The sequence below is a fragment of the Acidovorax sp. KNOB132 genome (genome assembly GCF_057541515.1).
In genome coordinates this window covers 1-5001 of sequence record NZ_BAAJYT010000253.1, presented here as the reverse complement: position 1 = coordinate 5001, position 5001 = coordinate 1, and the positions used below count along the sequence as shown (strand labels likewise).

General features: G+C 68.8%; 4 protein-coding genes and 1 pseudogene. All 5 read left to right on the top strand.

The window, feature by feature from the left end:
- On the top strand, positions 1–850 hold an 850-nt coding region (locus AC27IO_RS20235), incomplete at its 5' end, for a lipase secretion chaperone (protein ID WP_498740436.1).
- Between the two features lie 147 nt (positions 851–997).
- A complete protein-coding gene (gene hppD / locus AC27IO_RS20230) occupies positions 998–2134 on the top strand; it encodes a 4-hydroxyphenylpyruvate dioxygenase (RefSeq protein ID WP_284429697.1) in 1137 nt (378 codons plus the stop codon).
- A gap of 125 nt (positions 2135–2259) precedes the next feature.
- A complete protein-coding gene (locus AC27IO_RS20225; RefSeq protein ID WP_284430231.1) occupies positions 2260–3189 on the top strand; it encodes a Bug family tripartite tricarboxylate transporter substrate binding protein in 930 nt (309 codons plus the stop codon).
- A gap of 62 nt (positions 3190–3251) precedes the next feature.
- Complete coding sequence (gene phhA, locus AC27IO_RS20220) at positions 3252–4091, top strand: phenylalanine 4-monooxygenase (RefSeq protein WP_284425364.1); 840 nt, start codon at positions 3252–3254, stop codon at positions 4089–4091.
- A 170-nt stretch (positions 4092–4261) separates the two neighbouring features.
- Positions 4262–5001: pseudogene (locus AC27IO_RS20215) on the top strand (hypothetical protein); the annotation flags it as partial.

The window sequence follows — 5001 nt, the reverse complement described above, 5'->3', positions numbered from 1 at the left end:
CGAGACCGCCCTGGCCCTGGTGGTGGAAACCCGGGGCCGAGGCCCGGCCACGCCGGCGGTGTGGGACGCACCCGCACCGCCCGTGGCCGCCGCCAGCGACGACCCGCTGCTGGGATCCGGCCTGCGCGACACGCTGGAAGCCCTGCTGCACGCGGCGGGCGAAGCGCCGGAGCCCGGCCTTCTCAAGGCACGGCTGGAGGGCCTGATCGGCCAGTTCTTCCCGCCGCAGGTCGCCACCCGGGCCCTGGCGCTGGCCCACCGCTACGTGGACTACCGCGTGGCGCTGGGGCGGCTGCAGGCGCCCGCCGATCTGCGCGATCCCCAGGCCCTGCGCCAGGCCCTGGCCGCACGCCAGAAGGTGCGCATGGCCGCCTTCGAGCCGGACGAGTACCAGGCCCTGTTCGCCGCGGATGCACAGATGGACGAATACCTGCTCGCTCGCCTGGAGATCGAGCGCGACCCGTCGCTCACGGCCGACCAGAAAAGCGCGGCCCTGCAGCAGGCCGAAAGCGCCCTCGCCCCCGCGTTGCAGGCGCAGCGCAGCGAAGCGGTGGCGCACGTGGGCCTGGCCCGGCAGACCGCGGACTTCGACGCCCAGGGCATGGACGCCACGGCCCGCTTCAATGTGCGCAGCGCGCAATACGGCAGCGAGGCCGCGCAGCGGCTGGCCCAGGTGGACACGCAGGACCGGCAATGGCAGGGCCGGCTCGACCAGTACCAGGCGGCGATGGGCTCAGGGTCTTCTTCGGCCCGGCTGGCGCAACTGCGGTCGGAGCTGTTCACGCCGCAGGAGCAACTGCGCCTGGAGGGCGCCCTGGCGCTGCGGGCGCTGCCCGCACAGGCTCGCTGACCGCCGGACAACCTTCGGCTGCGGCATTGCGGTCATTCATGCAGGTTTCCTGCAAAACGGGCTCGCCGGGGGCACGATTTCGCCCGAATGCTGAGTCTCTACGGCCTAAAGTGGATGGCAGACATTCATCCACGAACGGAGACGCCAATGAACGCAGCCTTGCCCGAGCAAGCCACGCAACAGACCGCCGCCTGGGAGAACCCCATGGGCACCGACGGTTTCGAATTCATCGAATACGCCGCACCCGATCCGCAGGCCATGGGCAAGGTGTTCGAAGGCATGGGCTTCAAGCCCGTGGCGCGGCACCGCCACAAGAACGTCACCCTGTACCGCCAGGGCGAGATCAACTTCATCATCAATGCCGAGCCCGACAGCTTCGCGCAGCGCTTTGCGCGCATGCACGGCCCCAGCGTCTGCGCCATCGCCTTCCGCGTGCACGATGCCAAGGCCGCCTACGAACGCGCCCTGGGGCTGGGCGCCTGGGGCTATGCCGGCACCGCCGGCCCGGGCGAGCTGAACATTCCCGCCATCAAGGGCATCGGCGACAGCCTGATCTATCTGGTGGACCGCTGGCGCGGCAAGGGCGGCGCGCAGCCCGGCGACATCGGCAACATCGGCTTCTTCGACGTGGACTTCGAACCGCTGCCCGGCGTGTCGGCCGAAGAGGCGCTCAACCCCCACGGCCATGGCCTGACCTACATCGACCACCTGACGCACAACGTGCACCGGGGTCGCATGAACGAATGGGCCGGGTTCTACGAGCGCCTGTTCGGCTTCCGCGAGATCAAGTACTTCGACATCGAAGGCCAGGTCACCGGCGTCAAGAGCAAGGCCATGACCAGCCCCTGCGGCAAGATCCGCATCCCGATCAACGAAGAGGGCAAGGAAAAGGCCGGCCAGATCCAGGAATACCTGGACATGTACAACGGCGAAGGCATCCAGCACATCGCCATGGGCTCGGACGACCTGTACGCCACGGTGGACGCACTGCGCGGCGCCGGCGTGCGCCTGCTGGACACCATCGACACCTACTACGAACTGGTGGACAAGCGGATTCCCGGCCACGGCGAGCCGCTGGCCGAACTGCACAAGCGCAAGATCCTCGTGGACGGAAAGAAGGACGCGCTGCTGCTGCAGATCTTCAGCGAGAACCAGCTCGGCCCCATCTTCTTCGAGTTCATCCAGCGCAAGGGCGACGACGGTTTCGGCAACGGCAACTTCAAGGCGCTGTTCGAGAGCATCGAGCTCGACCAGATGCGCCGCGGCGTGCTGAAGTCGGAATAGCACCGCCTGTAACCGAATGCAGCTTCACGGCGACGCATCTCTATACTGCGGCACGTCTTAGAACCGGAGGAGATACCGTGAAGCTATTGAGTGCCAGTGCCTATCTGGGGGGTGCATTGCTGTGCATGGCAGGACTTGCCGCGCACGCGCAGACCCCTTCCGCGCCGCTGAAGATCATCGTGCCCTACCCTGCGGGCGGGCCGGTCGATGCCTCGGCCCACATCGTTGCCGAAGGCGCCAAGGCGGCGCTGGGCAACGTGGCGGTGGAGAACAAGCCCGGCGCGGGCGGCAACGTCGGCGCCGATCTGGTGGCGAAAGCCCCGGCCGGCGGCAACCTGCTGGTGATGGGCGCAGTGGCCACGCATGCGGTGAACCCCTGGCTGTACAAGAACTTTCCGTACGACCCGATCAAGGACTTCAAGCCGATCGCCCTCGTCGCGCGCACGCCCAACGTGCTGGTGATGAGCGCCGAGCAGGCCAAGAGCCTGAACATCGGCAGCACGACCGACCTGGTGCAGTACCTCAAGAAGCACCCGGACCAACTCAAGTACGGCTCGGGCGGCAACGGCAGCATCGGCCACATCGCGGCCGAGATGTTCAAGTCGCTGACCAACACGCGCATGGCGCACGTTCCGTTCCAGGGTTCGCCCCCGGCGCTCAAGGCGCTGCAGGCCCAGGAAGTGAGCCTGGTGTTCGACAACCTGGCTTCGTCGCTGCCGCTCATCAAGGCGGGCAAGCTGAAGGCGCTGGGCGTGACCTCGCTGGGCCGAGACGACGACCTGCCGGACGTGCGCAGCATCAACGACGAGGTGCAGGGCTTCAACGTGGTGACGTGGTTCGGGCTGTTCGCCCCGGTCGCGCTGCCCGATGCCGACGCCCGCCGCTACGCCATGGCCTTCAGCGCGGGCATGAAGTCGCCGGCCAGCACGGAGCGCTTCAAGAAGATGGGCCTCGACCCCGAGGACCTGACGCTGGAGAGCTTCGGCCAGTTCGTGCGCTCGGAGCACAGCAAGTACGGTTTTCTGATCAAGGCCGCAAAGATCAAGATGGATTAGCCGCGGCCGGGGGCAGGACGCCCGGGGCTGCGGCATGGATACAAAAACCCAAGGAGCCAAGCATGGGACAGCCCCCCGTCGTCTACGGACAATCCGATCGCCCGCCCCGCGGCGACTACGCCCGCGCCAACGCCGACTACACCTGCGCGCAGGACTACGAGGCCTACACCGCGGCCGACCACGACACCTACCGGCGCCTGTACGAACGCCAGTCGGCCCTGCTGCCGGGCCTGGCGAGCGATGCGTTCATCGAGGCCCTGCCCTCGCTCGGCGCGCGCGACCGCATTCCGCGCTTCGAGGAAGTGAACGAGCGCCTGTACAAGGCCACGCGCTGGGAACTGGTGGGCGTGCCGGGGCTGATCCCCGAGGTGCCGTTCTTCACGCTGCTGGCCAACCGCAAGTTCCCGGTGACCGACTGGATCCGCACGCCGCAGGAGTTCGACTACATCGTCGAGCCCGACATCTTCCATGACCTGTTCGGCCATGTGCCGCTGCTGTTCAACCCGGTCTTCGCCGACTACGTGCAGCGCTACGGCCAGGGCGGCCTCAAGGCCCACGGCCTGGGCGCCTGCGAGCTGCTGTCGCGCCTGTACTGGTACACGATCGAGTTCGGCCTGATCCGCCAGGACGATGGCCTGCGGGCCTATGGTGCGGGCATCCTGAGTTCTTCGGGCGAGCTGGCCCATTCGGTGCGCAGCCCCGAGCCGCAGCGCATTCCCCTGCAGCTGGAGCGCACCATGCGCACGCGCTACAAGATCGACACCTACCAGCAGACCTACTTCATCATCGACAGCTTCCAGCAGCTGTTCGACATGACCGCAGCCGACTTCGCCCCGATCTACGAGCGCCTCAAAGGCCAGCCCGAGTTCGCGGCCGACGAGCGCGAGGCCGTGCCGGCCTGACGGCGCGCACCCGGCCGGCCGCCGCTTCTTCGCACGCGGCGGCATGGCTTCGCGCCGGGGGCGGGGCAGCCCCCCGCGACTGCGGATGATCGACTCCGTCATCCGCCGCAAGGTCCAACGGGCGCCCAGCGCGAGGCACATTGGCGGCGGATTCCCCGAGGAATCCATCCATGTCGCGCATTTCTGGCATTTCGTCACCGCTGCGTCCCGCACCGGGCATCGTCGTCGATCCCTCGCCGGGGCTGATGACGCCCGTCGCGCCCGTGCGGCGCAGGCGCCAACCGCCCTCCGCCGAACCAACGCTGCCCGAGCTGGCCCGGCGCCTGTCCTCCGCACCGTCGATGCCACCGCGTGCGCCCCTGCACGTGGTGCGGCATTCGCTGCTGCCGCCGCAGTTCCAGTCGCCCCAGCGGCCCGGCACCGAGCCGCCCGAGACCTACCAGCGCCATTCGAAGCTGCCGCCGCAATACCAGTCGCCGCTGCGCCAGAGCTTTCTGCCGCCCCAGGCGTACCAGTCGCACTCGGCGATGAACACGTTCCAGTCGCCCTATGCGCCCGCGCCGCAAGGGGCGTTCGGCAGCTCGGTGCTTCCCCCGGCCCCAGCGCCGCAGGACCCCGCCCGGCCGGAGGCTGCCGCACAGCGGCCCCCCGCGGGCGTCGGTGCTGCCGCAGGTGCGCCCCTCCATCCTGCAGGGCGCCAGCCCGCGTCCGCAGGCGCCCCGCCCTTCGGTCCTGCCCCAAAGACCGTCCTTCCAGAGCAGCGGCAGCAGCGCCGCCAGCGGCGCGGCCTCCGCCCAGGCGCCCATGGAAACGCGGTACTCGGTGCTGCCGGCCAGGCTGCAGGCGGCGTCGGCGGCCTTCCAGTCCGTGGCCCACGCCGCCGTGGCCATCGGCCTGGAAAGCGCCAACA